This is a genomic window from Rhizobacter koreensis (assembly GCF_013366375.1).
In the GTDB taxonomy this organism is placed as follows: Bacteria; Pseudomonadota; Gammaproteobacteria; order Burkholderiales; family Burkholderiaceae_C; genus Schlegelella_A; species Schlegelella_A koreensis.
In genome coordinates, this window is sequence record NZ_JABWMJ010000007.1 from 304,382 (window position 1) to 327,978 (window position 23,597).

A 23,597-nucleotide genomic window follows, 5' to 3' on the forward strand; every position below is an offset into this window, starting at 1 on the left:
CGAAGTCGCAACCCGCTGCCGGCGCGGCCGTGCGTGACCGCGCGTACCGGCGCGGCCGGCGGCGTCGCGCAGCCGTACCTTGGCGACCGTATCAGGCTCGCCGGCGCCGCCAGCCGCGTCGCGCAGGCGAGCCGGAGGCGCCGCACTCGACCGCCGGCTGCCGTCGGCGACGTCGCGCGCGGGGTTTGCCCGACGCGCCGGGCGCGCCGCTTGCCGAACCGCGCTCTCGCCGCTCCGCCACCCGGGGCCCGCCCGGCGGCGCAGCCGCTCGCGCCGGCCGGCTCACCCCACCGGCTGCACGCCCGAGCGGCCGCCACTCTCAGCAAGGATCGACCCTCGATGGAAGAACCGAACCGCACCAGCCTCACGCGCCGCACTTTCCTGATCGTCAAGGCCGGCACCGCCGCGGCCGTGAGCCTGCCGCTCGCCGCGGCCGCGCAGGGCAGCGCCGCGCCGCGCCCGACGCTCGCGAAGGTGTCGCTGCAGGTCAACGGCCAGCGCCGCGAACTCGAGGTCGACACCCGCACCTCGCTGCTCGACGCGTTGCGGGAGCACCTGCACCTCACCGGCACCAAGAAGGGCTGCGACCAGGGACAGTGCGGCGCCTGCACGGTGATCGTGGACGGGCGCCGCATCAACTCGTGCCTCACGCTCGCGGTGATGCACGAGGGTGCCAGCGTCACCACGATCGAAGGCCTCGGCACGCCCGACAAGCTGCACCCGATGCAGGCCGCCTTCGTGAAGCACGACGGCTACCAGTGCGGCTACTGCACGCCCGGGCAGATCTGCTCGGCGGTCGCGATGCTCGACGAGCTGAAGGGCGGCATGCCGAGCCACGTCAGCGCCGACCTCGCCGCCGCGCCGCAGCTCACGCCCGCGGAGCTGCGCGAGCGCATGAGCGGCAACATCTGCCGCTGCGGCGCCTACTCGAACATCGCCGACGCCATCGTCGAGGTCGCGGGAGCCAAGGCATGAAGGCGTTCAGCTACGAGCGCGCGCGCACGCCGGCCGACGCCGCGCGGGCCGCAGCCGCGAACCCGGGCGCGAAGTTCGTCGCCGGCGGCACCAACCTGCTCGACCTGATGAAGCTCGAAATCGAGACGCCGACGCATCTGATCGACGTCAACGGCCTCGGCCTCGACAAGGTCGAGCCGGCCGACGACGGAGGCCTTCGCGTCGGCGCCCTGGTGCGCAACGGCGACCTCGCCGCCGACCCGCGGGTGCGGCGCGACTACCCGGTGCTGTCGCGCGCGCTGCTCGCCGGCGCGTCCGGCCAGCTGCGCAACATGGCGACCACCGCCGGCAACTTGCTGCAGCGCACCCGGTGTCCCTACTTCTACGACACCAACATGCCGTGCAACAAGCGCGTGCCCGGCAGCGGCTGCTCGGCCATCGGCGGCTACAGCCGGCAGCACGCGGTGGTCGGCGTCAGCGACGCCTGCATCGCGACGCACCCGAGCGACATGGCGGTCGCGATGCGCGTGCTCGATGCGCGCGTCGGCACGGTACGGGCCGACGGCTCGACGCGCGCCATCCCGATCGCCGACTTCCACCGCCTGCCCGGCGACACGCCGCACGTCGACACCGTGCTCGCGCGCGACGAGCTGATCGTCGACGTGACGCTGCCCAGGCCGGTCGGCGGCACGCAGAGCTATCGCAAGGTGCGCGACCGCGCGTCGTACGCGTTCGCGCTGGTCTCGGTCGCCGCGATCGTGCAGCGCGACGGCAGCGGCCGCGTCGCGTTCGGCGGAATCGCCCACAAGCCGTGGCGCGTCGAAGCCGCCGAGGCCGCGCTGCCGCGCGGCCCCAAGGCGGTCGCCGAGCAGGTGCTCGCCGGCGCCCGCACCACCTCCGACAACGCGTTCAAGCTGCCACTCGTCGAGCGCACGCTCGCCGCCGCGCTCGAGCCCGCGAGGACCTGACGCATGAAGTTCGACACCCCTGCGACCACCAACCCGATCGACCGCCTCGAGGCGGTCGGCAAGCCCTTCGACCGCATCGACGGCCGCTTCAAGACCACCGGCACCGCACCCTATGCCTACGAGCGCCACGACGTCGCGCCGAACGCGGCGTACGGCTACGTCGTGACGAGCGGCGTCGCCAAGGGCCGCATAGCATCGATCGACGTCGCCGCGGCGCGCGCCGCGCCCGGCGTGCTCGGCGTCGTGACTTGGCAGAACGCCGGCAAGCTCGGCCAGGCCAAGACGCACTACGCGCGCCTGCTCGGCGGGCCCGAGGTGCAGCACTACCACCAGGCGATCGGCCTCGTCGTCGCCGAGACGTTCGAGCAGGCGCGTGCCGCCGCCGGGCTGGTGCGCGTCGACTACGCGCGCGAGCCGGGCCGCTACGACCTCGCCGCGCAGCTCGAGACCGCCCCGCTGGTCGGCGGCGACAGCGGCGAAGGCAGCGCGTCGCCGCCGGTGCACCGCACCGGCGACTTCGAGGGCGCGTTCGCCGCCGCGCCGGTCAAGCTCGACGCCTGGTATTCGACGCCCGACGAGAGTCACGCGATGCTCGAGCCGCACGCCAGCGTCGCCGCCTGGGACGGCGACTCGGTGACGGTGTGGACGTCGAACCAGATGGTCGCCTGGGCGGTGCGCGATCTGTCCGAGACGCTGCTGATCCCGGCCGAGAAGATCCGCATCGTCTCGCCGTTCGTCGGCGGCGGCTTCGGCACCAAGCTGTGGATCCGCAGCGACGCGCTGCTCGCCGCGCTCGGCGCGCGAATGGCGGGGCGTCCGGTCAAGGTGAACCTGGCCCGCGCCCAGGTGCCCAACAACACCACGCACCGGCCGGCGACGATGCAGCGCGTGCGGCTCGGCGCGGCGCGCGACGGCCGCATCGCCGCGGTCGCGCACGAGAGCTGGTCGGGCAACCTGCCCGGCGGCAAGCCCGAGACGGCGACCGACCAGACGCGGCTGCTCTACGCCGGCGCCAACCGCCTGACGTCGATGCGCCTCGCGGCGCTCGACCTGCCGGAGGGCAACGCGATGCGCGCGCCGGGCGAAGCGCCCGGCATGATGGCGCTTGAGGTCGCGATGGACGAGCTTGCCGAGAAGCTCGGCATGGACCCGGTCGAGCTGCGCATCGTCAACGACACCCAGGTCGACCCTGAAAAGCCCGAGCGCCATTACTCGCAGCGCAACCTGGTGCGGTGCCTGCGCACCGGCGCCGAGAAGTTCGGCTGGAACCGGCGCAACGCGCGGCCGGGCCGCACGCGTGACGGCACCTGGCTGGTCGGCATGGGCGTCGCGGCGGCGTTCCGCAACAACCTGCTCACCAAGTCGGCGGCGCGGGTGCGGCTCGACGGGCGTGGCGTCGTCACCGTCGAGACCGACATGACCGACATCGGCACCGGCAGCTACACCATCCTCGCGCAGACCGCTGCCGAGATGATGGGCGTCGCGGTCGACCAGGTGGTGGTGCGGCTCGGCGACTCGCGCTTTCCGGTGTCGGCCGGCTCGGGCGGCCAATGGGGCGCCAACAACTCGACGGCCGGCGTCTACGCGGCGTGCGTGAAGCTGCGCGAGGCGGTCGCGGGCAAGCTCGGCGTCGATGCCGCGAGTGCCGTGTTCGCCGGCGGCGAGGTGCGCGCCGGCGGCCGCAACCTGCCCCTCGCGCAGGCCGCCGCCGGCGGCGAGCTCGTCGCGGAGGACGCGATCGAGTACGGCGAGCTCCACAAGAAGTACCAGCAGTCGACCTTCGGCGCGCACTTCGTCGAGGTCGGCGTCGACCGCTTCACCGGCGAGACGCGCGTGCGCCGCATGCTCGCGGTGTGCGCGGCCGGGCGCATCCTCAACCCGAAGTCCGCGCGCAGCCAGGTCATCGGCGCGATGACGATGGGCGTCGGCGCGGCGCTGATGGAGCACCTCGCGGTCGACAAGCGCCCCGACTACGGCTTCTTCGTCAACCACGACCTCGCCGGTTACGAGGTGCCGGTGCACGCCGACATCCCGCACCAGGACGTGATCTTCCTCGACGAGACCGACCCGCTGTCGTCGCCGATGAAGGCCAAGGGCGTCGCCGAGCTCGGCATCTGCGGCGTCGCCGCCGCGGTCGCCAACGCGATCTACAACGCCACCGGGGCGCGCGTGCGCGAGTACCCGATCACGCTCGACAAGGTGCTGGGGCAGTTGCCGGCGCGCGCCTGAGCGGCCGCCGGTCGAACGCTGGTCGCCACGGCACGGGGCGCGTCAACCGCCGAGCCGGTGGCGCGTTGGTCACGGGCCACCGCCAGCGCCTCTCGCGAAGCGCCGACCGGCGGAACTCTCGCAACCACGATCCCGGATCACGTCCATGAAGAACGCACTCATCGCTCTCGCTCTCGTCGTCGGTGCCGCCGGCGCGTACGCCCAGGCCGGCACGGCCGTCAAGGAAGCCGGCAAGGCCACCGCCGAGACCAGCAAGCAGGCCGCGGAGAACACCAAGGCAGCCGTGAGCAGCGAGCCCGCGAAGACCGTGCACAAGGCCAAGGCCGACGTTCACAAGGCCAAGGCGAGCCACGCCGCTCACGAGTCGAAGGAAGCGGCCAAGGCCGCGACGAAGTAAGCACGTCGTCGGCCTTCGAGCCGGACGCGCAGGAAGAAAACGCGGCCCCGGCCGCGTTTTTCGCTTGCGCGACGGCCGCGGTGCGAGGGCGCCGGCGGCTCAAGGATCAGGCGCGCGGGCCCCGCTCGCGAACGGCGCCGGGTACGGCGTCGTGCAAGCCTCGGGGCATGGCGACGTCGTCGATGCAGCCCCCGCGGGCCACACGCGACCGGCCTTGCGGACGCCGCGCGGCACGACGGGCGTGCCGTCACTCGCCGGCAGCGTGCGCCGGCGCGCCCGCGAGCTTGGCCTCGAGGCTCTGCCGATCGGCGAAGAGGCGCGCCCACGGATCGGGCCGCGCCAACGCGTTGCGCACGGTCGGGAGGCGCCAGCCGGCAGGGTCGGCGCTCGCGAGCTGGTCCCACGCCAACGGCATCGAGACCGGCGCACCGGCGAGACCCCGGGGCCCGTACGGAACGATGATCGACTTGCCGCGCACGTTCATGTTGAAGTCGAGGAACACCTTGCCGGTGCGCTTGCCGGTGTCCCATTCGGTCGTGATGGTCGCCGGGTGCGCGGCGGCGACGTGCCTGCAGATCATCGTTGCGACGCGGCGCACGACGTCGAAGCGCAGCGTGCGCTCGATCGGCACCAGCACGTGCAGCCCGGTCTTGCCGGACGTCTTCACGTAGGCGGCAAGTGCCATCGCGTCGAGCACCTCCTTGAGCCGGAACGCGACCTGCCGGCCCTGCTCGAAGCCTTCGGGGTTCGGCTCGGGCTCGTCGCCGCGCCGCTCGGCCCCCGAGTAGATGTATGGATCGATGTCGAACAGCATGTAGTCGGGAAAGTTGACCGCCGCCTTCGCGAGGCGCGCCGCCGAACCCGCCGCCGACGCCGTGGCGCCCGCGCCGCCCTCGGCGCTCACGCGTGCATGCCACGGATGGATCTCGAGCGCGCCGTTCTCGGCGAGCCAGAGCAGCGTCGCCAGGTTGTTGCAGAGCAGGTAGACGTCGTCGCTGCCCTTGGTCTCGGAAAAGATCGTCGCGGTCTCGACGTAGTCGGGGAGCGCCGTCTCCGGATGCTTCTGCAGCATGCGCCGGCCCTCGATGCCGCCGGGCCAGCGGAACAGCGTGAGCGGGCGGCCCTCCAGGAACGGCAGCATGCGCGGCGCGACCTCGACCAGATAGCGCAGCAGGTCGAGCTTGGTGATCGCGGGCTGATCGATCTCGGGAACGGCCGGCCAGTAGACGCGTTCGAGGCGGGTCAGCTTCACGCGTGCGCCGTCGACATCGAGGTTCGCGGGCTGCGCATCGAGCAAGGCGAGCAGACGGGCGGTGCCGTCGTCCGAAGTGACCGCTGTTGCAGGCCGCGCGTGTGCGAGCCGGCCTTCCGCTCGCACGCCGCGGGCGCCGTCGCGCGGCGCAGCCCTCGCGCCAACCCGGGTTCGCGAACCCGCCGCGTCCGACCGCGCGGCGGCGGGACCGGCCGGCGAATGCTCGGGGCCGTCCTGCGCATGGCGGGCCGCATCCGGCAGCGCGCTGCGGCGGCGCGACGACGCGCCGGCGGCGCCGGCCACCTGCGCATCGGCAGCCGCACCGGTGGCCGATGCCGCCCCGTTGCCGTCGCGCCGCACGCTGGCCGGATCGACGTCGTCGCGCAGGCGCAGGAACACCGGCGCGCGCAGACGCCCGCCCTCGGTCCAGTTCGCGAAGCTCACCTCGGCGACGAGCTCGGGGCGCAGCCACACGGTGCCGGCGCGCGTCGCCACCTTCTCGGCGAACGGCGAACGCGCCTCGGCGAGCGGCGCCATGCGCGCGAGCAGCGCGCCGATCGTCGCCTCGTCGAAGCCGGTGCCGACGTTGGCGGCATAGCGCAGCTCGCCGGCATCGTTCCGGTAGCCGACGACCAGCGAGCCGAAGCGTTCGCGCTCGCCCTTGCCCTTGCTGTAGCCGCCGATCACGAACTCGGCCGACGCGGTCTTCTTCACCTTGAGCCAGTCGGGCGAGCGCAGGCCCGGCCGGTACGGCGAACCGACGCGCTTGGCGACGACGCCCTCGAAGCCGCTCTCGATCGCCGCGGCGTAGAGCGCCGGCCCGTCGGCGTCGGCGTGCACCAGCTTCACGTGGGTGGCCGGCGGCAGCAGGGCCTCGAGCAGGCGCCGCCGCTCGATGTACGGCAGATCGCGCAGATTGCGGCCGGCGTGATGCAGCAGGTCGAACGCGAAGAACAGCGCCGGCGCGCGTCGCTCGGCCGCGGCGATCTCGGCATCTCCCGACAGGCCGGCGCGGTTCTGCAGCGCGTTGAACGACGGCCGGCCGTCCGGCCCAAGGGCGACGATCTCGCCGTCGACGATGCGATCGCCATTCGTCGTCCACCGCAGCTCGGCGACGATCGACGGGAAGAGCCGCGTGTAGTCGATTGCGCGCCGCGAGACGAGACGCACCACCTCGCCCTGCACGAACGCGAGCATGCGATAGCCATCGAGCTTGGGCTCGAACAGCCAGTCGGGGTCGCGGAACGGCGCCTCGACCAGCTGCGCCGCCATCGGCGTCAAGCGCGCCGGGAACGCCTCGGGCGTCCCCGGCGGGTCGATGCGCGGTCGGCGTGCGGGTGGCATGGTGGAGACGGAGCGGCGAAGGATCGTGGCACATGCCGTGCGCGTGACGCCCACATCGAACGGGACGCATCGCACGTTATGCGCGGCACGCCGCAGGCGTCGCTCGACGGGCACGCACACCGACATCGCCGCTCACCCCGCGACCGCTCACGGCCCACGGCCCAGGGCCACGGCTCACCGGCCACGCGTCGCCGCTCACCCGGCACGGAGCACGGCCCCGGGTCAAGGGTGACATCACGATGAACGGCCAACGAAGAATATGACGCTCGTCATATTTCGATGTACAGTGCCGTCCATGCCCCGTAAGTCCTCGCCCCATGCCGCCCCGAGCCGGCGCGACCTCACCCACGCGCGGATCCTCGACATCGCGGCGCGCGAGGTGCGCGCCAAGGGCTACGAGCGGGTCGGCGTCGCCGACGTGATGAAGCAGGCAGGGCTCACGCACGGCGGCTTCTACGCGCACTTCCCTTCACGCGACGCCATGCTGGCCGAGGCGATCGAGCACGCCGGGCGAACGAGCGCCGGGGTGCTGGCCGAGCGGATCGAAGCGCGTCGGCCGGGCGTCAGCGCGTTCGCCGCGCTGGTCGGGCACTACCTCTCCGAGGCGCATCTCGCCGGGCCCGAGCGCGGCTGCGTGGTCGCCGCGCTCGCCTCCGAGATGGCGCGCCAGCCGGCGGCGCTCGCCGACGCGGCGACGACACGCGTGCGCAGCCTCATCGCCACGGTCGAGCGCGCGCTGCCGCCCGGCTCGCCCGCCGACGCCGCGACGACCGTCGCCGCGACGCTGGTCGGCAGCCTGCAGATCGCGCGTGCGCTCGGCGCCGACGGCGGCGGCAAGGCGGTTCTCGCCGCCGCGCGACAGACGCTGATCGCGCAGTACGACGTGCAGGGCGACGCTGCCATGGCAGCCGGTTCCGCGTCGAATCCCCCGCGCCGCCGCGCCACGCACGCACCCAGCGACGGCTGAAACCCCGCGCCCAGGCCCGTGCCCGGTCGCTCGCCCATGAATATGACGGTCATCATATCGATGCACCACCACCGCAGGAGAACCTCTCGATGAAGCTGCAAGACGCCACCGTCCTGATCACTGGCGCGAACCGCGGGCTCGGCCGCGCCTTCGCCGAGGCCGCGCTCGCGCGCGGCGCACGCACGGTGTACGCCGCCGCGCGCGACCCCGCCCGCGTCGGCGTCGCGGGCGTGCGCCCGATCGCCATCGACGTGAACGATCCGCGCAGCGTCGCCGCCGCGGCGCGCGAGTGCGGCGACACCACGCTCGTCATCAACAACGCCGGCATCGCGAGCACCGGCGGCTTCCTGGCACCCGACGCGATCGACGCGGCACGCGCGCACCTCGAGACCAACTTCTTCGGCGTGCTGCGCATGGTGCAGGCGTTCGCGCCGGTGCTCGGGAAGAACGGCGGCGGCGCGTTCCTCGACGTGCTGTCGGTCGCGAGCTGGATCAACTCGCCGCTGCTCGGCACCTATGGCGCCAGCAAGTCGGCCGCATGGGCGCTGACCAACGGCATCCGCATCGAGCTCGCGGCTCAGGGTACGCAGGTGCTCGGGCTGCACGTCGGCTTCGTCGACACCGATCTCACCGCGGGCATGGACGTGCCGAAGGCGCGCCCCGCCGACGTCGTTGCCACTGCGCTCGACGGCCTCGAAGCCGGCGCGAGCGAGGTGCTTGCCGACGAGTTCACCCGCCAGGTGCACCGGGGCCTCTCGGCCCACCCTGCCGTCTACCTGCAGGCGATCGAGCGCGGAGCTGCGGCGTGAGCGCCGTCGCCGACGTCGTCACCTCCCGCGACGCCGCGGCGCGTCACGATGCCGCCCACCGGCCGCGCTCGCCGTGGCCGACCTTCTGGGTGGCGAGCATCGCGGTCTTCCTGGTGGCGCTCGACACCACCCTGCTCTACGCCGCCTTCGACGCGATCCGCGCCGGCTTTCCCGGCACCGAAGCGGCCGACCTGTCGTGGGTGCTCAACGCGTACACGGTCATCTACGCGGCGATGCTGATCCCGGCCGGGGGCCTCGCGGACGCGCACGGCCGCAAGAAGGTCTTCATGCTCGGCGTGACGCTGTTCCTCGCCGCCTCGGCCGCCTGCGGACTCGCGACCAGCGTCGGCTGGCTGATCGGGGCGCGCGGCGTGCAGGCGATCGGCGCGGCCCTGCTGACGCCGGCATCGCTGTCGATCGTGCTCGCCGCCTTTCCGCAGGAGAAGCGCGCGGTCGCGGTGAGCCTCTGGGGTGCGGTCGGCGGCCTCGCGGCGGCGATCGGCCCGAGCCTGGGCTCGCTGGTGGTCGCCAAGGCAGGCTGGCCGTGGGCGTTCTACCTCAACCTGCCGCTCGGCGCGCTGTCGCTCTGGCGCGGCGCGAGCCTCCTGGTCGAGGCGCGCAAGCCCGACGTGCGCCAGCACGTCGACCTCGTCGGCATGCTGCTGCTGATCGTCGGCGTCGGGGCGGTCGCGCTCGCGATCGTGCAGGCCGACTCGAGGTGGACGCGCGTCGAGATCGGCGTCGCGCTCGGCGTCGCGATGGTCGCACTGGCGGCGTTCGTCGCGTGGGCGCGCCACACCGCGCATCCGCTCGTCGACCTCACGCTGTTCCGGCATCGCACCTACACGTTCGTCAACCTTGCGACGTTCGCGTTCGGCATCGCCTTCGCGATGATGTTCTTCGCGTTCTTCTTCTACATGCGCGAGGTGTGGGGCTTCAGCCTGCCGCAGGCCGGCGTGGCGATCGTGCCGGGGCCGCTGCTGGTGGTGCCGTCGGCGATCGTCACCGGCCGCCTCGCCGCCCGACATGGACACCGCCCGTTCCTCGTCGGCGGCGCGTTGCTCTACGCGTGCAGCGGCCTCTGGTTCGCCGTGGTGCCGGGGCTGGAGCCGGCGTATCTCGCGCGCTGGCTGCCCGGGCTCGTGATGAGCGGCGTCGCGGTCGGCATGGTGCTGCCGTCGCTCTCGGCCGCTGCGGTGCATCGCCTGCCGGCGCCGCAGTACGCGGTCGGCACCGCGGTCAACCAGGCGACGCGGCAGATCGGCGCCGTGCTCGGCGTCGCCATCGTCGTGCTCGCGCTCGGCCATGCCGACGTCACCCGCGCCGACTTCACGCCGGTCTACGCGCTGCACGTGGCGCTCGCGCTGCTCACCGGCGCGCTCTGCCTCGCGGTCGACACGCGGCCGGCACGGCGCTGAGGCTCGAAAAGGTCCATCCATTCGGCTGCGACACGGGCCGGCGGACCGCCGCGCGGCGCAGCACGCCGGTTCTCCCGCGGTGGCAAGATCGCCGCTTCCACACCGGGAGAACCGACATGAACGTCAAGCCTGCTGCCTGGGTCCTCGCCGCGCTGCTTGCCGGCACGTCGCTGGCCGCCCGCGCGGCCGACCTGCTCGACGACGTGAAGGCACGCGGCAGCCTGCGCGTCGGCATGGAGGGCACCTACCCGCCGTTCAACTACCGCGACGAGAAGGGCGAGCTCGCCGGCTTCGACGTCGACATCGCCAAGGCGATCGCCGCGAAGCTGGGCGTGAAGGCCGAGTTCACGACCACCGAGTGGAGCGGCATTCTCGCGGGGCTGCAGTCGGGCAAGTACGACGTGATCGTCAACCAGGTCGCGGCCACCGACAAGCGCCGCGAGACCTTCGACTTCAGCGCGCCCTACGTCATCTCGTACCCGCAGCTCATCGTCCGTGCCAACGAGACGCGCAAGCTCGACACGCCCGCCGACCTGAAGGGCAAGAAGATCGGCGTCGGCCAGGGCAGCAACTACGCCGACCTCGCCAAGGGCATCGCAGGCGTTGAGGTCCGCACCTATCCCGGCGCGCCCGAGTACCTGCAGGACCTCGCGACCGGTCGCATCGATGCCGCGATCAACGACAGCCTGCTGATCCCCTACCTGCGCGAAAAGACGAAGCTTCCGGTGAAGGCCGGCGCGACGATCGGCAAGCCGGAAGGCAACGCGATCCCGTTCCGCAAGGGCAATCCCAAGTTCAAGCAGGCGATCGACAAGGCGCTCGAGGACCTCAAGGCCGACGGCAGCTACGCGAAGATCTCGACCCGCTGGTTCGAGCGCGACGTGAGCAAGCCGCCGGCCGCCGCTCGCTGACCGCACCGCCCGCATGGACCTGCCGTCGCTGCTCGCCCTCGCGTGGCCGGTGATGCTGCGCGGCACCGCGTACACGCTGCTGTTCGCGGTCGCGTCGATGCTGCTCGCGGTGCCGCTGTCGGCGGCAATCACGCTGGTGCGCGTGCTGCGGGTACCGCTCGCACGGCAGCTGGTCGCGATCTACGTGAGCGCGATCCGCGGCACGCCGCTGCTGGTGCAGGTGTTCATCGTGTACTACGGTCTGCCGAGCGTCGGCATCGAGTTCTCGCCGATCACCGCCGGCATCCTGGCGCTCACGCTCAACGTGTCGGCGTACATGAGCGAGAGCCTGCGCGGCGCGATCGATGCCGTCACGCACGGCCAGTGGCTCGCCGGCACCAGCCTCGGCCTCACCCGTGCCCAGACGCTGCGCTACGTGATCGCTCCGCAGGGGCTGCGGGCGGCGGTGCCGAGCCTGTCGAACAGCCTGATCAGCCTGATCAAGGACACATCGCTGGTCTCGGTGATCGCGGTGACCGAGCTGATGCTCGCGACCAAGGAACTCATCTCGACGACGTTCCAGCCGTTTCCGCTCTACCTTGCCGCGGCCGGCGTGTACTGGGTGCTGAGCTCCAGCTTCGAGCAGGTCCAGCGCTGGATGGAGCGGCGGCTCGCGTTCCCGAGCTAGGCAGCAGGCGCCCGCGGATCAGTCCAGCGTGATGCCGGTGCGCCGCGCGAGCAGCGCGTACTTCTCGATCTGCCGGCGCAGGAACTGCGCGAACGCGGCTGGCCCTGCCACCGAGACAACGAGCCCGCTCTGCAACAGCACGTTGCGAAGGCTCGGCGTCTGCAGCGCGCTCATGATCTCGGCGGCGAGCCGGTCGACGAACGCGGCGGGCGTGCGCGCGGGCGCGACGAAGCCGTAGAAGCCGTCGAGCTCGAAGCCGGGCAGCGACTCGGCGATGGTGGGAATCTGCGCGAACCCTGCGGCACGGCGCGCGCTCGTGATGGCCAGCGCACGGACGCGGCCGGCGCGCAGGTGCGGCAGCGCCGACTCGAGCGTCACGAACGCGAGCGGCAGGTCGCCGCCGATCAGCGCGCGATAGATACCGGTGCTGCCGTTGTACGGCACGTGCTGGAGCGCGACGCCGGCCTCCACCGCGAGCAGTTCGCCGGCGAGGTGCGACACCGACCCGATGCCGAGCGAGGCGTATTGCAGCGGGGGGTCGGCGCGGCGCATCGCGCGCAGCAGCGCGTCGACGCTGCTCGCCGCGAAGTCGGGCGCCGCCACCAGCACCACGATCGAATAGCCCCCGAGGCAGATCGGCTCGAAGTCGGCGAGCGCGTCGTACGGCGTCTTGCGACGCATGCCCTGGTTGATGGCGTGCGGCGAGAACACCATGCCGAACGTGTTGCCGTCGGGAGGCGCGAGTGCGACCGCCTGCGTGCCGATCACCGTGCCGCCCCCGGGGCGGCTGTCGACGATGACGGGGCGCTCGAGCGTGCGCGCGAGCTCGTTGGCCAGCAGGCGCGCCATGAAGTCGGCCGCGCCACCGGGCGCTTGCGGCACGATCATGCGCAGCACGCGGCCGGCGGCGTCGGCGGCCAGCGCGTCGCTGCCGGCCCAGGCGGCACACGCGAGCGCGCCGAGCCACGCACGGCGCGTGGCGAGCGGCCGTCCGTTCACCGCCGCAGCCGGCGGGAGGCGCGCCTGAACTCGGACGCGAGGGCCGCGGCCGACGCCGTCAGCGGTCGCATCATCGGCGTCATGAGGTACTGCACCACCGGCGGCAGGCCGACCTCGATCGCCAGCACCTTCAGGAGGCCGCGCTGGCGCAGCGGCTCGAGCGCGGCCAGCGTGTTCAGCGCCACGTAGTCGTTCTGCAGCAGCATGTCGACGAGCGCGCTCGACGAATCGCAATGCGCGATGAGCGTCGGCTCCGGCAACCCGCGCTCGCGCATGATCGAGACGATCGCCGGCTCGCCGCCCTGGCGCACGCTGTAGAGCCAGCCGTACGGCAGCAGCGCCGCGAGGTCGCGTGCGTCGGCGGCCGGATGGTCCGACCGAACGAAGATGCCGAAGTCGGAGCTGCACAGCTGCTCCGTGTGCAGGTCCGAGAGGCTCTGGTCGGTCGGCAGCGGGCCGACCGCGAAGTCGATCTTGGCTTCGCGCAGCGCGCCGACCGTCGACGCCGAGCGGCCGCCGAACACGCTGATCTGCGCGCGCGGCGCGACCTCGCGAAAGCGCGCCACCGCATCCGACAGCAGCATCGCCTCGGCGGTGGCCGACAGGCCGACGGTGACGAGGTCTTCGCGCTCGCTGCCATAGCGTTCGACCTCTTCCTGCAGGTGGCGCAGCTCGGCCTCGACCACGCGTGCGCGGCGCAGCACGATGCGGCCGAGTTCGGTGGGCTCGACGCCGCGCGCGGAGCGCACCAGCAGCGGCCGGCCGAGCGACTTCTCGAGGGCGGTGAGGTTCTTGCTGACCGCCGCCTGGGCCAGCCCGAGCTTGCGCGCGGCGGAGCGGACGCTTCCGGTTTCGACGACTGCGATCAGATCCCGCAAATGAGCCTGGCGCACTGGTCTGGTGGTCCTTTGTCCGCCGTGATCTTAGCGCCGCCTCCGCAGGGCCACGACCCGAGATTCCCCCTGCCCCGGCGTGCGAATCGGAGCCCGAAGCGCGCGCCGAAATGCGGAAAGCGGGCCGCAGCCCGCTTTCCGGATGCCCCGCCCGCGGGGCCGGTCCGCGCGGCACCGGCTCGCGAGAACCGGCACCCGCGCTGCCTGGCTCAGGTCTTCTGGCTCACCACCAGCTTGCCGCCGCGGTTCATGTAGCCGGCGGTCTTGAAGGTGCAGCCGGCCGTGCAGGCGATCGAGACGAAGCCGCTGTTGCCGGTGTTGTCCTGCACGATCACGCGGAAGCTCGCCGGCTTGCCGTCGAAGGTGCCGTTGCCGTCGATCTGCACGGCGTTCGTGCTGGCGGTGATGTCGCCCTCGGCATCGATTGCCGAACCGAGGCGCGTCACCGAGTCCATCTGCGCACGGTGGCCGAGACCTTCGACACTGACGCTGGCGGTCGGGCCGGCCTTGCTGCGGCTCGCCTCCACCGCGATCTGCAGCGTCCCGGTGCCGGTGTTGACTTCACCCTTGACGCTCGCGCTGCGGCTCATGCACGGGTTGTACTGCGGATTGGTCAGTTCGATCGAGACCAGGCCGCCCTGGTTCCAGCCCGTGTAGTAGAGGCAGTTCTCGGCGTCGTAGCGCGGGTCCGGACGCGTGAAGTCCATGCGATCGGGCGTGTGACGCTCCTTGACGAAGTACCCGATCTCCTTCGGAGCCGTCGGGTCGGTCCAGTCGGTGAAGCGGATGCCGCCCGAGGCCGCTGCATACACCGCCACGCGCATGTTGTTGCGGTCGTCGAAGTTCAGGTAGTGGACCATGGGGACGTTGCCGCCCTGCTCGACCAGCGTCGGGCAGACGCTCTTCTTGTTCGCGTCCTGCTTGTAGGTGCCGACGATCTTCGGGTTCTTCTCGTCCGAGATGTCGATCATGCGGCCGAAGCTCTGCTGGCGGCACTGGCCCGGCAGGCCGTTCGCGTTGCTGGTGGTCAGCGCGTACGACTCGTCGGTCGAGACGATGTACTCCTTGCCGTTGACGTGCTTGACCCACTCGGTGGCGTGCGTGGCGGCGGTCGACGACATGCGCGCGTAGCCGCCCTGCTCGAACTCGGGGTCGGGCTGCTGGTCGCACCACGACAGGTAGCTGACGTACTTCAGCTTCGGGTTGGCGACGCGATTGACGACGTCGGTCGCGTCGAGAATGAGCAGACCGTTCGAGCAGGTCTGGTCGTTCCAAAACGTCGTGTTCGCGGTCGGGATGTTGCCGGCGACCTGGCCGCCGCCCCCGTACACCGAGAGATAGATCCGCGTGCCGCTCGGATTGCTGCTGACGTCGTGGATGTTCGTCGTCGCCATGATCCGCCAGTTCTCGTTGTTCTTCACCTCGTCCGGCAGCATCGACCGGTTCCAGGTGAGCAGCACCTTCGGGTTCTTCGGATCGTCGAGGCTGGTGACGTGAAGGTCGACGCGGTTGGTGTTGATCGTGTAATTGGCCCAGTCCTTGTCGGTCGGCGACTTGCCGCCGGTGACGAGCTTGGGACCGCCGTCCTTGGCCGCCGTGCCGAACGGCACCCCGTACCAGGTCTTGGCGTCGGGCGTGAGCCAGCCGTCGTGGTGGCCGCCCGGCGCCTGGTAGCGCGCGTTCAGCACCACCGGGTGCAGACAGTCGCTGACGTCGTAGACGTCGACCATCTTGTTGTCCTTGTAGCCGGCGACCATGATGTTGCCGGACAGCTCGAGACCCGAGTACGCCTCGAGCGCCGCGGGCGTGCGCAGGATCTTGCCGTTCGGGTTGACCGGCATCGCGGTGGTGGTCTGCTCGCCCCACTTGTTGGTGCTGGTCTGGGCGACGTCTTCCGACGGCGCGGTACCGACGACGACGGTGTCCCCGCTCGCCGGCACGATCTGCATCTTCGACGGCGTCTTCATGTCGAAGACGATGATCCCGCTGGTCAGCGCGGCGTCGCCGCCGGCCGCGCCGTCACGGTTCGACGCGTATGCGCAGCGGCCGGTGGCGCTCGACTTGATCTGCAGGTCACCGAACGCGCCGCGGTTGAACAGGTTGTGCTGGGCGACCTTCCTCACGCCGCACCAGTAGCCCTGGAAGCCGTCCGGGTTGGCGGGGAACATCGCCGACAGCGGGATGTGACCGTTGATGCCCTCCGGGCGATCGCCGGGGCCGGGCTCGCACAGCCGCGGCGGCGCGACGTAGGCCTGCGCCTGCGAGCCCGCTGCGTCGGATGCGGCCGATGCGGCCCCTTGCGGTGCGGCCGCGCTCGACGAATCGCCCTTGCCACCGCCGCAGGCGACGAGCAATGCAGCCGTGGCCAATGCGGCCATCGAAAGGTTGAGTTTGGTGGTCACGGTTGTCTCCTCCAGTGTCATGAATGTCTGCTTGGCGAGGCGGCTCGGCGCCTCAGTGCCGGAACGGCGGCTTGAGATCCCACGGCGCCTCGCCCTCGGCCCATTTCGGCTGCTCGATCGGCGGCGCCGGGGGCGTCGCGTCGCGCGCGGCCGGCGCTGCGCTCTGCGCGGCGCTATCGGCCTCGATCACGACCGGCTGCCCGGCACCGCTCAGCACCACGCGGTCGGACTCGATCGCGCGGACCGCGAGGCCATCGACGCGGTCGCCGATGCGCAGCTGCAGCAGCTGCGCGTCGCTGGTGCGGACCGTGGCGAAGCTGCCGCTGCCGGCGAGCACGGTGCCGACCAGCGTGAGCGCGGGCTGCGGGGTGGCCGTGGCGTTCGCCGTCGGCAGGGCGGTAGGCGCAGCCGGCACGGGCGCGCGGTTCGCGGCGAGCGGAGCGGGCGCGGCAAGCGGCGCCTCGGCACTGGCGCGGTCGGCGCGCGGTTGCCACCACATCGCCATCGACACGCCGACCAGCGCGGCGGCGAGGCACCACCAGCCAGTGCGATCGGACAGGAAAGCTTGCATGACGTGTTCGTTCGATCCGCCGGCCCATGGCGGGCGGGCGGCGTAGGTTAGCCGTGGGCACTCCACGGCGGAAGACGATCGGCGGTTAAGGCGTTCATCGCAGGTGAGCACATTCGCCCCCGCGAAAACCCGCGCTTCGGGCCTTGCGCCACGGGCGTCAGAGGGTGCCGAGCATGTTGATCCCGAGCGCGCGGCATGCGCTCGAGGGTTGTCCCGCATGCCTTGCACGGGTCTGGATCGCTGGTGATACTTCGCGCCTTTCGGCAAGCGGACACGGATGACGATGGCGTCGGCATGGATCTCGACAGGCGCGCGCGCTGCGCTCACGGCGGCGGCCCTGCTGCTCACGCTCCACACCTCGGCCGAGCCGGCACGCCTCGACGGCGTGCAGCTCGCGGGTCACGACCCGGTCGACCCGGCGCTCAAGCGTTTCACCGGCAAGGTGACCGGCATCGGCGCGGCCGACAAGTCGGGCCGCGTGGCGACGCTCCGCTTCGACCCGCTCGGGCCGGGCATGGTGCCGCCCAGGGCCAACGAGCTGCGCGGCTGGCGCATCACCTTCATCAAGGGGCAACTCTTCGGTCAGACCTTATGGGTCAAGCGCAACACGCGGACCGAGCTGACCGTGCGCGACAAGGATCCGTCGCTTGCCGGCGTGGTCGCCGGCGACATCCTGATGATCGAGCTGATCGACCCGAAGGCCGCTGCCGCGCGTGCCGCCGACGATGACGCGCCGCGTGTGGTCTGACCAAAGGCGGGCGCTGCTCGCCGCCGCCGCCCTGCCGCTCGCCGGCGCGGCTGGTGCGCAGTCGGTCAAGCTGCCGGCCGATGCGGTCGACGGCTTTCATGCCGCGCTCAAGCGCAAGGACACCGCCGGCGCGCTGTCGCACCTCGACCGCAGCCTGGTGGTGTTCGAGTTCGGCAAGATGGACGCCACGATCGAGGCCTACGCGCTCAGCCACCTGCCGGGCGACATCGACATGGCGGCGGTGACCGACTGGAAGCTGCAGGCGCGCCGCCTCGGCGGCAGCGGCGACGAGCGCTGGGTGCTGAGCACCTATCAAGTGACCGGCAAGCGCCCGGACGGCAAGCCGATCGACCAGACCATGCTCGAGACGGCGATCGTGCGCCGCGCCGGCGACGGCTTTCGCATCGTCCACCTGCACTGGTCGAGCGACAAGAGCGACCTGCAGAACTGGGGGCAGCCGCGGCCCTGAGCCTGGCCGCCGTCAGCCGACGATCGGCTGCGCCATGATCCAGAGGCTGAGGCTGGTGTAGGCGACCATCAGCACCAGCATCGGCAGCTGGCCGAGCAGCACCGCTCGATGGCTCGCGAAGCGCCGCGCCGCCTCGATGTGGGCGACGATCACCGCCAGAACGTGGCCGACGACGATCAGGATCACCGCGGTGTACCAGTAGACCGCCGGGCTCAGGATGCCGAGGTCGACGCCGCGCCCGCGCGTCCCGAACAGGTTCCAGCCCCAGCCGAACGGATCGGACGCGAGCGGGACGATGAACTGCCCGGTCGTGATCAGGAGCGACGCGTAGTGCGCGAGGTGATACGCCACCGCGATCGGAACCAGGCTCCAGACCATCGCGTTGATGTCGGCGCCCGCGGTGCCGGGCGTAGACGGCCCGCCGGCGAGGCGCAGCATCCACGCACCGGTCGCGCGAAAGATCAGCACGAAGGCGATCGGAAACAGCACGAGGATCGCCGTGTTCAGCCACTGCGTCTCGTCGAGGCCGGTGGCCGACGCCAACGTGAACAGCGCCTCGGCGACGGGGCGCGATGCCTGCGCGGCGGTGCCGATGCGGTCCATCAGCGGCGTCTCGTGGAACCCGTCGAAAGTGACGGTGGCCAGCATCAACAGCACGAACGCGGCGACCGAGTTCGGCACCGGCTCATCGCGGAGCAGCCCGGCGCCGTAGAGGCGCAGGCCAAGCCGCGCCGGCTGCGTGGCCGTTGCGCTCCGCACTTCGAGCGGCGCGAAGCGGCCGAGTACCCGGAACACCATCGCAAAGGCATCGCCGTGCCGCCGCCATGCGTCGACGCCGAACAGCAGCATCGCGCACCAGCCGATCACCGCATAGCCGAGCAGCGCGCCCGCAAGCGCCCGCGGAACGTCCTTGTCCTGCCAGAGCAACTCGGCCCACGCGAACGCGAAGAACAGCAGCACCGCCGGCCACGCGCCGAGCCGCGCCGGATAGGTCCAACCGATCGACTCGCGCGTGCCGAGCACGCGGACGACGGCGCGATACAGCACCGGCAGGGGGTTGACCACGTCCCACACGTCGCCGACCAGCGCGCAGAAGAACGCCATGCCGACCCACCACAGCACCCAGACCATGGTGACGATGAGGTTGGCGTACGGATCCTGATGGCCGACAAAGCCGGTTGCCAGCGTCAGCACGAAAAGGAGAACGCCGATCGTGCGCAGCACGGCGGCGAGCGGATGCGCAACGCGCCGCAGCAACGGCCGTTGCAGCAGGTCGATGCTGGCGAGGAACGAACGGCCGAAGTCGCGCCGGCGCGCGAACAGCGCGAGTGCGACGAAGGTCAGCACGAGGGTCGCGCCGGCACCGGTGAGCCACAGCCACAGCGGCAGCGGCAGGTCGTAGCGCTGGCCGAAGCCGTGCGCGTGCACGGCCGACGTCGCGCACGCGACGAGCAGGAACGTGGCAGCGCGTCGGCCGCTCGGCAGTCGCGATGAAAGGCTCAGGGCTTGCCTACGGGTGGACTTCGATGAAGAGCGTCGCGCGATGGTTGCCCGGCCCTTCGCGATGCTCGTGCACCGGGAAGCGCCCGGCGACGTTCGCCTTGAACGCCAGCACCGCCGGCGCCGGCGGCACCACCTTGGCCTCGATGTTGTAGCCGTGCAGATGGAGCACGATCGGGCGGTCGCTGCTGAAGCGCACCTCGACCTGCTCGCCCTGGCGCACCTTGAGCGTGTCGCTGCCCTTGACGCGCCCGCCGGCGAGTTCGACCGAGAACGACTGCGTCGCGGCGGCGGCGATGCCGGTCACCGCCACCAGAACGAACGACGCGAGAACGCGCAGACTCGATCGGCGGGACGTGGGACGGGTCGTGCCGATCCGGGTGGCCGGTGTGCCTGCGGCCCGCGGGCCACGTTGACGGTGCTCCATGTCTCCTTCCTGTGCTCGATGACGCCTGGTGATCCGCCGTGATGTGCTCGACCCGCGCGCAGCCGCGCCGGTCGATGGCTTCACCGCAAGCGGAGGCGATCTTAGTGGTCGAGGCGGCACGCGCAGAAGCCCGCCGGTCGTTGAGCCGTTCGCCGCGGGTGAACGCCCGCGGTGTGGCAGCACCTGCCTCGACGGAATACGCGTCACCGGTGCTCGCGGCGGTCCGCTTCACGCGATGTACACATCGCCCGCATGTCATGGCACGACGGGTCGCGCAGGTGTATTCTTTTTCGCGCCGCTTCGTCGACGTCACGCGCCGACCACGACGAGCAGGCACGACCGGCAAAAGCCGGCGCAACAGAGCGAACAGGAGACAAGACTTGCAAGCCCAGGCAAGGGGCCACCGTTGCTCCTCGATGCGGTGCGCGATCGCCCTCGCCCGCCCGCGCACCGGGCGGCGCTGAGCGCCTCGCCGGGGCGACCGACGAACAAATCCATACCCCGGCAGCGTCCGGATCGACCAACGCCCGGTCACCACGCCAGCGCGCCAGGCGAGCGAGCCTGCGCATCGACGAAAGGGGCGTACCAGCGAGCCCGGCTCATCCCGAGCCTTTGTCCACCAGGAGGAGAAGACGATGTTCACGACCGCCGTGTCCGAGCGCTGCAAGCGACTGCTGCTGACATGCAGCCTGGTGTTGCTGCCGTACGCGACCTGCCTGGCCGCGCCGACGTTCTCGCTCGGCAGCCCTGGCGGCGTGCGCATCGGCGACACGCTGGTGCTGAGCGTGAACGCCAGCGACGTGACGGACCTCTACGCCTACCAGTTCACGCTGAACTTCAACCCTGCCCTCTTCCAAGCGGTGGCGGTGACCGAGGGCCCGTTCCTGCGCAGCGGCGGAGCGACCTTCTTCGACCCGGGCCTGATCGACAACTCGACCGGCACCATCTCGTTCGTGCTCGACTCGCTGCTCGGCCCCGTCAACGGCGTGAGCGGCGCGGGCGTCCTCGACACGCTGCAGTTCCGCGTGATCGGTCAGGCGCCCTTCGGTGTCTTCAGCTTCTCGGACGCGATCGCGCTGGACTCGAACCTCAACCTGATCGCGCTTCAGACCAGCGCGTTCACGCAGGCGATTCCGGAACCGGCGACGCTGCTGCTCGTCTTCGCCGGGGCGGCGGCCGGCCTCGCGCGTCGGCCGGCAAAGGCACGCGCGCGAATGGTCTGACCGACTACGGGCGGAACGTAGCGCCGCGTCCGCTTCGCACACGCCCGATCCTCTCGTTCGTCTTCACAAGGAGTCCACACATGATCGATCGACACGATCCAAGCCGGCTGCCGTGGCGCCTGTTCGGCCGCGTCGCTGCCGCGATGGCGGTGACGCTGTTCGTCGGCGCCGCGCCGGCCGCCCCAACCCCGCAGGCTCTCGACCACGCACGCTGGCTCGCGCATGCCTCCCAGGTGACGATCAAGCGCGACGACAAGGGCATCGCGCACGTGCACGGCAAGACCGACGCGAACGCGGTGTTCGGCATGGTCTACGCGCAGGCCGAGGACGACTTCAGCCGCGTCGAGCGCAACTACCTGGTCACGCTCGGCCGACTCGCCGAAGCCGAGGGCGAAGGCGCGATCTTCCAGGACCTGCGCTACCGCCTGTTCCTCGACCCCGAGGAACTCAAGGCCATGTACGCCGCGAGCCCGGCGTGGCTGCGCACGCTGATGGACGCATGGGCCGACGGCCTTAACTACTACCTCGCCACGCACCCCGAAGTCCGTCCGCGCGTCATCACGCGCTTCGAGCCGTGGATGGCGCTCAGCTTCACCGAGGGCAGCATCGGCCCGGACATCGAGCGCGCCTCGCTGGCCCAGCTCACCACGTTCTACAGCAACCCCGCGCTGATGAGCAGCAGCCAGAAGCCCGACGCCGAGGCACTCGCGCTCGCTGCAGCCGCGCCCGAGCCGATGGCCGACCCCGACCGCGGCTCGAACGGCATCGCGATCGCGCCGAGCCGTACCGTCGCGGGCCGCGCACTGCTGCTGATCAACCCGCACACCAGCTTCTACTTCCGCTCGCTCCTGCACATGAGCAGCGACGAAGGCTGGAACGTCTATGGCGCGGCGACCTGGGGCCAGCCGTTCATCTACCAGGGCTTCAACGCGACCGCGGGCTGGATGCACACCTCGAGCACGGTCGACAACGTCGACGAGTTCGCCGAGACGATCGTCACCGGCTCGAACGGCAGCCTTTCGTATCGCTACGGCAACGAGCTGCGGCCCGTGGCGACGAAGATGATCACGATCTCGTACCGCACGGCGAGCGGCACGTTGGCCCAGCGCACGTTCAAGACCTACGCCACGCACCATGGTCCGATCATTCGCCAGCTCGCCGACGGCCGCTGGATCGCGTTCGCGCTGATGAACAAACCGGTCGAGGCGCTGCAGCAGAGCATCCTGCGCACGAAGGCACGCAACCTCGCGGAGTATCAGCAGGTCGCCGAGCTCAAGGCGAACAGCTCGAACGACACCCTGTACGCGGATGCCGAAGGAAACATCGCGTTCCTGATGCCGCAGTTCATGCCGGTCCGCAACAACCAGTTCGACTACGCGCAGCCGGTCGACGGCAGCAACCCGGCGACCGACTGGCAGGGCCTGCACACCCTGACCAGCATGCCGTCGGTGCTGAACCCGAGCAGCGGCTGGGCGTTCAACTCGAACAACTGGCCGTGGACCTGCTGCGGCGTCGACAGCCCGAACGCGGCCAACTACCCGCGCTACTTCGACCGCACCGGCGAGAACGAACGCGGCATCCACGCGGTGCAGCTGCTCACCGGCCGCAGCAACTTCACGCCCGAGGGGCTGCGCGACGTCGCGTACGACACCTATCTCACGGCCTTCGCGCGCCTGGTGCCGCCGCTGGTCGCGGCCTGGGACGCGCTGCCGCAGGGCGACGCGCAGAAGGCGCGGCTCGCCGGCCCGATCGGCGTGCTGCGCAGCTGGGATTACCGCTGGGGCGTCGACTCGGTCGCGACCTCGCTCGCCGTGTTCTGGGGCGGCACCGGCAACACCGATGCGGCGCGGCTCACCGCGCTCGACACCGCGGTGGCGCGCCTCACGACCGACTTCGGCCGCTGGCAGGTGCCGTGGGGCGAGATCAACCGCATGCAGCGACTCGACGACGCCATCACCAACCCGACGTTCGACGACACGAAGCCGAGCATTCCGGTGCCCTTCGTCTCGGCCACCTGGGGCTCGCTCGCGTCGTATCCGGGCTCGCGCCGCAACACCGCCCGCTTCTACGCGACCAGCGGCAACACGTTCGTGGCGGTGGTCGAGTTCGGCCCGACGCTGCGCGCCTGGGCGGTGCGCGAAGGCGGCAACAGCGGCGACCCCGCTTCGCCGCACTTCTTCGACCAGGCCCAGGACTACGCCAACGGCAACCTGCGCCCGGTCTACTTCTACCCCAGCGATCTCGCCGGGCACGTCGAGCGCACCTACCAGCCGGGTGTATGCGCCGACCTCAAGGTCACGAGCAGCAGCGTGGGCCGGCGCAGCGGGCAGGCGGGCTTCAACGCCGCAGCCGACCTCGACGGCAACGGCGTGATCGACATTCGCGACATCGCGACCATCTCGCGGCTGGTCACGCCGGGCACCGCGTGCCCATGAGCGATGCCGGCAGC

At 71.2% G+C, this 23,597-nt stretch carries 20 protein-coding genes; 13 read left to right on the top strand and 7 right to left on the bottom strand.

The features are described from left to right. Positions 1 to 339: 339 nt before the first annotated feature. The 4 genes from paoA (at position 340) to HQN59_RS16405 (ending at position 4,548) form a co-directional block, all read left to right on the top strand. Positions 340 to 975 carry an aldehyde dehydrogenase iron-sulfur subunit PaoA gene (paoA, locus tag HQN59_RS16390; protein WP_176070189.1) on the top strand — a complete coding sequence of 212 codons (636 nt, stop codon included), beginning with the start codon at positions 340 to 342 and terminating at the stop codon, positions 973 to 975. Then, positions 972 to 1,922: an FAD binding domain-containing protein gene (locus HQN59_RS16395; RefSeq protein WP_176070190.1), complete on the top strand. Its 951-nt coding sequence runs from the start codon at positions 972 to 974 to the stop codon at positions 1,920 to 1,922. Before paoA ends, HQN59_RS16395 begins: the two co-directional genes overlap by 4 nt. 3 nt (positions 1,923 to 1,925) lie before the next feature. Beyond that, positions 1,926 to 4,151 (top strand): aldehyde oxidoreductase molybdenum-binding subunit PaoC, encoded by a 2,226-nt coding sequence (paoC, locus tag HQN59_RS16400; RefSeq protein ID WP_176070191.1) that lies wholly within the window; start codon positions 1,926 to 1,928, stop codon positions 4,149 to 4,151. A gap of 145 nt (positions 4,152 to 4,296) precedes the next feature. Continuing rightward, on the top strand, positions 4,297 to 4,548 hold the full coding sequence (locus HQN59_RS16405) for a hypothetical protein (protein WP_176070192.1): 252 nt from the start codon (positions 4,297 to 4,299) through the stop codon (positions 4,546 to 4,548). Positions 4,549 to 4,795: 247 nt separating this feature from the next. Here HQN59_RS16405 and ligD read toward each other — a convergent pair whose 3' ends face one another. Continuing rightward, entirely contained in the window at positions 4,796 to 7,144 is a 2,349-nt protein-coding gene (ligD, locus tag HQN59_RS16410) for a non-homologous end-joining DNA ligase (protein WP_176070193.1), read from the bottom strand. A 295-nt stretch (positions 7,145 to 7,439) separates the two neighbouring features. Here ligD and HQN59_RS16415 point away from each other — a divergent pair, with 295 nt between their 5' ends. The 5 genes from HQN59_RS16415 (at position 7,440) to HQN59_RS16435 (ending at position 11,916) form a co-directional block, all read left to right on the top strand. After that, positions 7,440 to 8,111, top strand: a complete 672-nt coding sequence (locus HQN59_RS16415) for a TetR/AcrR family transcriptional regulator (protein ID WP_176070194.1) — start codon at positions 7,440 to 7,442, stop codon at positions 8,109 to 8,111. An 89-nt stretch (positions 8,112 to 8,200) separates the two neighbouring features. Then, positions 8,201 to 8,920, top strand: coding sequence for an SDR family oxidoreductase (locus HQN59_RS16420; protein WP_176070195.1), 720 nt, complete (start codon positions 8,201 to 8,203; stop codon positions 8,918 to 8,920). Beyond that, positions 8,917 to 10,338 carry an MFS transporter gene (locus tag HQN59_RS16425; protein ID WP_176070196.1) on the top strand — a complete coding sequence of 474 codons (1,422 nt, stop codon included), beginning with the start codon at positions 8,917 to 8,919 and terminating at the stop codon, positions 10,336 to 10,338. Before HQN59_RS16420 ends, HQN59_RS16425 begins: the two co-directional genes overlap by 4 nt. Before the next feature lie 116 nt (positions 10,339 to 10,454). Further along, the gene (locus tag HQN59_RS16430; protein WP_176070197.1) at positions 10,455 to 11,249 is read left to right on the top strand and encodes a transporter substrate-binding domain-containing protein; all 795 of its coding nucleotides are present in this window, start codon (positions 10,455 to 10,457) and stop codon (positions 11,247 to 11,249) included. A gap of 13 nt (positions 11,250 to 11,262) precedes the next feature. Further along, positions 11,263 to 11,916 carry an amino acid ABC transporter permease gene (locus HQN59_RS16435; protein WP_176070198.1) on the top strand — a complete coding sequence of 218 codons (654 nt, stop codon included), beginning with the start codon at positions 11,263 to 11,265 and terminating at the stop codon, positions 11,914 to 11,916. Between the two features lie 18 nt (positions 11,917 to 11,934). Here the strand turns inward: HQN59_RS16435 and HQN59_RS16440 are convergent, their stop codons facing one another. The 4 genes from HQN59_RS16440 to HQN59_RS16455 all read right to left on the bottom strand — a co-directional run bounded on the left by HQN59_RS16440 (position 11,935) and on the right by HQN59_RS16455 (position 16,781). After that, positions 11,935 to 12,915, bottom strand: a complete 981-nt coding sequence (locus tag HQN59_RS16440) for a tripartite tricarboxylate transporter substrate-binding protein (protein ID WP_176070199.1) — start codon at positions 12,913 to 12,915, stop codon at positions 11,935 to 11,937. Continuing rightward, a complete protein-coding gene (locus tag HQN59_RS16445) occupies positions 12,912 to 13,793 on the bottom strand; it encodes a LysR family transcriptional regulator (protein WP_176070200.1) in 882 nt (293 codons plus the stop codon). Before HQN59_RS16445 ends, HQN59_RS16440 begins: the two co-directional genes overlap by 4 nt. A gap of 224 nt (positions 13,794 to 14,017) precedes the next feature. After that, positions 14,018 to 16,210, bottom strand: a complete 2,193-nt coding sequence (locus tag HQN59_RS16450; protein WP_176070201.1) for an LVIVD repeat-containing protein — start codon at positions 16,208 to 16,210, stop codon at positions 14,018 to 14,020. Positions 16,211 to 16,262: 52 nt separating this feature from the next. Beyond that, a complete protein-coding gene (locus HQN59_RS16455) occupies positions 16,263 to 16,781 on the bottom strand; it encodes a hypothetical protein (protein ID WP_176070202.1) in 519 nt (172 codons plus the stop codon). A gap of 283 nt (positions 16,782 to 17,064) precedes the next feature. Here HQN59_RS16455 and HQN59_RS16460 point away from each other — a divergent pair, with 283 nt between their 5' ends. Then, complete coding sequence (locus HQN59_RS16460; protein ID WP_176070203.1) at positions 17,065 to 17,529, top strand: hypothetical protein; 465 nt, start codon at positions 17,065 to 17,067, stop codon at positions 17,527 to 17,529. Continuing rightward, complete coding sequence (locus HQN59_RS16465; RefSeq protein ID WP_176070204.1) at positions 17,519 to 17,998, top strand: Cif family virulence factor; 480 nt, start codon at positions 17,519 to 17,521, stop codon at positions 17,996 to 17,998. Before HQN59_RS16460 ends, HQN59_RS16465 begins: the two co-directional genes overlap by 11 nt. A gap of 12 nt (positions 17,999 to 18,010) precedes the next feature. Here the strand turns inward: HQN59_RS16465 and HQN59_RS16470 are convergent, their stop codons facing one another. Beyond that, a complete protein-coding gene (locus HQN59_RS16470) occupies positions 18,011 to 19,426 on the bottom strand; it encodes a hypothetical protein (RefSeq protein WP_176070205.1) in 1,416 nt (471 codons plus the stop codon). Between the two features lie 82 nt (positions 19,427 to 19,508). After that, the gene (locus tag HQN59_RS16475) at positions 19,509 to 19,925 is read right to left on the bottom strand and encodes a cupredoxin domain-containing protein (RefSeq protein ID WP_176070206.1); all 417 of its coding nucleotides are present in this window, start codon (positions 19,923 to 19,925) and stop codon (positions 19,509 to 19,511) included. A gap of 635 nt (positions 19,926 to 20,560) precedes the next feature. Between HQN59_RS16475 and HQN59_RS16480 the strand changes: the two genes are divergently transcribed. Continuing rightward, a complete protein-coding gene (locus HQN59_RS16480) occupies positions 20,561 to 21,148 on the top strand; it encodes a cohesin domain-containing protein (protein WP_176070229.1) in 588 nt (195 codons plus the stop codon). Between the two features lie 80 nt (positions 21,149 to 21,228). Then, on the top strand, positions 21,229 to 23,583 hold the full coding sequence (locus HQN59_RS16485; protein WP_246294952.1) for a penicillin acylase family protein: 2,355 nt from the start codon (positions 21,229 to 21,231) through the stop codon (positions 23,581 to 23,583). Positions 23,584 to 23,597 lie beyond the last annotated feature (14 nt).